Source organism: Citreimonas sp. (genome assembly GCF_042096055.1).
Lineage (GTDB): Bacteria > Pseudomonadota > Alphaproteobacteria > Rhodobacterales > Rhodobacteraceae > Citreimonas.
In genome coordinates this window covers 1,832-4,434 of sequence record NZ_JBELMH010000143.1, presented here as the reverse complement: position 1 = coordinate 4,434, position 2,603 = coordinate 1,832, and the positions used below count along the sequence as shown (strand labels likewise).

The 2,603-nt window shown below is 69.6% G+C and carries 4 protein-coding genes and 1 pseudogene; 2 read left to right on the top strand and 3 right to left on the bottom strand.

Features of this window, described 5'->3' with window-relative positions:
* Nucleotides 1-183: pseudogene (locus ACFDTC_RS17655) on the top strand (30S ribosomal protein S12 methylthiotransferase RimO); the annotation flags it as partial.
* 55 nt (nucleotides 184-238) lie between these two features.
* Complete coding sequence (locus tag ACFDTC_RS17650) at nucleotides 239-832, top strand: thymidine kinase (RefSeq protein WP_375260187.1); 594 nt, start codon at nucleotides 239-241, stop codon at nucleotides 830-832.
* Between the two features lie 6 nt (nucleotides 833-838).
* On the opposite strand, the gene ACFDTC_RS17645 is transcribed toward ACFDTC_RS17650, so the two are convergent.
* The 3 genes from ACFDTC_RS17645 to ACFDTC_RS17635 form a co-directional block, all read right to left on the bottom strand.
* Nucleotides 839-1,120 (bottom strand): hypothetical protein, encoded by a 282-nt coding sequence (locus ACFDTC_RS17645; RefSeq protein WP_375260186.1) that lies wholly within the window; start codon nucleotides 1,118-1,120, stop codon nucleotides 839-841.
* 70 nt (nucleotides 1,121-1,190) lie between these two features.
* Complete coding sequence (locus ACFDTC_RS17640; protein WP_375260185.1) at nucleotides 1,191-2,309, bottom strand: beta-ketoacyl-ACP synthase III; 1,119 nt, start codon at nucleotides 2,307-2,309, stop codon at nucleotides 1,191-1,193.
* 97 nt (nucleotides 2,310-2,406) lie between these two features.
* On the bottom strand, nucleotides 2,407-2,603 hold a 197-nt coding region (locus tag ACFDTC_RS17635), incomplete at its 5' end, for an NAD(P)-dependent oxidoreductase (RefSeq protein ID WP_375260184.1).

Below are 2,603 nucleotides of genomic sequence, written 5' to 3'. Positions count from 1 at the left end.
ATCGTCGACGACGTGGACGAGGACGGCATCGCCACCTGCCGCACGCGGGCGGATGCGCCCGAGATCGACGGCAACCTGTTCATCGACGAGGGCGCCGAGGGGCTGGAACCCGGCGACATCGTCACGGTCGAGGTCGACGAGGCGGGCGAGTACGACCTGTGGGGGCAGCTTATCCCCGACTGACGGGGGCGCCTTCGGGTGCTTGCCAGCCGTGCGCGCCTGCGGCATGAGGCGGGCCATGGCCAAGCTGCATTTCCACTACTCGACCATGAACGCCGGCAAGTCGACGCTGCTGCTGCAGGCCGCGCACAATTACAACGAGCGCGGCATGAACACCTACCTGCTGACCGCGGCGCTGGACGACCGCGCGGGAACCGGGCGGATCGCCTCGCGGATCGGGGTGGGCCAGCCGGCCGACACCTTCGCCGCCGATACCGACCTGTTCGCGCTGATCGAGGCGCGGATGGCGCGGGGGCGCATCGCCTGCGCCTTCCTGGACGAGGCGCAGTTCCTGACCGAGGCGCAGGTCTGGCAGCTCGCACGGGTGGTCGACGACCTCGACCTGCCGGTCATGGCCTACGGGCTGCGGGTCGATTTCCGCGGGCAGCTGTTCCCGGGCTCGGCCGCGCTGCTGGCGCTGGCGGACGTGATGCGCGAGGTGCGCACGATCTGCCATTGCGGGCGGATGGCCACGATGGTGGTCCGGCAGGACGCAGAAGGCCGCGCCCTGCGCGAGGGCGCGCAGGTGCAGGTCGGCGGCAACGAGACCTATGTCAGCCTGTGCCGCCGCCACTGGCGCGAGGCTATGGGCGACCGGCCGGCCTCGGGCTGACTTGCTTCAGAAGCGCTTGCGCGCCGTCTCGAAACTGTCCGACAGGTCGCGCCAGGCGCGGTCGAGCGCGGCGCTGACGTCGTCCCAGGCGGCGCGGCTGGCGGCGGTCAGCTCGTCGATGCGCTTCTCGGCGCGGTCGCGGTGGGCCTGCATCTCGCGCAGGCTTTCCTCCTGCTTGGCGCGCGTCTCCTCGTTCTGCTCGGCCATCCGGGCCTGCAGGCGGTCGATCTGGGCGTTCCAGTCGTCCAGCTGCTTCTTGGCGTGTTCCACCAATGCGTCGCGATCCATGTCCCGCTCCTCCTCGTGACTGGGCGGGCGCAGGGTCGCACGAATCGCGCCACCAGCAAAGCGTTGCACCCTAGGCGCGCTCGACCAGGACCGAGCCCACGGAATAGCCCGCACCGAAGGAACAGATCACGCCCTTGTCGCCGGGCGCCAGATCCTCGCAGTTCTGCGAGAAGGCGATGATCGACCCGGCAGACGAGGTGTTGGCGTAGTCCTGCAGGATGTTGGGCTGCTCGGACGCGTCGGGCACGCGGCCCAGGACCTTGCGGCCGATGAAGTCGTTCATCGTCTTGTTGGCCTGGTGCAGCCACAGCCGCTTGAGGTCGTCCGGCTGCCAGCCCTCGTCGGCCATGTTGGACAGGATGTGGGCCGAGACCATCGGCAGCACCTCCTTGAAGACCTTGCGGCCGTTCTGCATGAACTGCATGTCGCGACGGTCGTCCATCTGGTCGTGGGAACGGCGCAGGAAGCCGTCGTTGTTGCGGATGTTGTTCGAGAACTCGGTCGCGCAGCGGGTGCCGTGGATCACGAAATGCGCGCCCTGCGCCTCGTCCGCACGTTCGATCACCACCGCGGTGGCCACGTCGCCGAAGATGAAGTGGCAGTCGCGGTCGCGCCATTCCAGATGCCCCGAGCAGATCTCGGGGTTCACCACCAGCGCGCGGCGCACGCTGCCGGTGCGGATCATGTCGGCGGCGGCCTGGATGCCGAACGTGGCCGAGGAACACGCCACGTTCATGTCGAAGGCGAAACCGCCGGCGCCCAGCAGCTTCTGGATCTCGATCGCGATGGCGGGATAGGCGCGTTCGTGGTTCGAGGCGGCGCAGATCACCAGGTCGATGTCCGCGCCCGCACGCGCGGCGCGCGCCAGCGCCTGTCGCGCGGCGTCGAGCCCGATCTCGGCCATGATCGACGGTTCGTCGTCGGCGCGGGGCTTCAGGCGCGGATACATGCGCGCCGGGTCCAGCACGCCCGCCTTGTCCAGCACGTAGCGCTGCTCGATCCCGCTGGCCGAGGCGATGAACTCGGCGCTGGAATGGGCCATCGGCTCGACCTCGCCGGCGGAGATCGCGGCGGCGTGCTCGGCGTTCCAGCGGTCGGCATAGGCGTTGAAGGCCACGACCAGCTCGTCGTTGGTGATCGATTGCTGGGGGGTGAAGACCCCGTGTCCGGTGATGGCGGGCTGGTGCATGGCTCTCTCCAAAGGCTGGCGCAAGGAAACGCCTGCGCGCCCGCGGGTCAAGGCGGCGGCCGATCACGGCCGCGCGCGTGACGCAGGGTCGTGCCGCTCAGACCGGGTTGGGCAGGTCCTTGCCGTCGGCCAGCGCGATCGCGTTCTCGACCGCCATAAGGCCCATCGCCTCGCGCACCTCCAGCGCGGCGGTGCCCAGATGCGGCAGCAGCACCGCGTTGTCGAGCGCGCAGAGCCGGTCGGGCACGTGCGGCTCGTTCTCGTAGACATCAAGGCCCGCGCCGCCGATGCGCC

Bases quoted from the DNA above. Each gene is read 5' to 3' on its own strand.
- ACFDTC_RS17650 (WP_375260187.1), top strand. From the start codon at position 239: ATGGCCAAGCTGCATTTCCACTACTCGACCATGAACGCCGGCAAGTCG.
- ACFDTC_RS17645 (WP_375260186.1), bottom strand. From the start codon at position 1,120: ATGGATCGCGACGCATTGGTGGAACACGCCAAGAAGCAGCTGGACGAC.
- ACFDTC_RS17640 (WP_375260185.1), bottom strand. From the start codon at position 2,309: ATGCACCAGCCCGCCATCACCGGACACGGGGTCTTCACCCCCCAGCAA.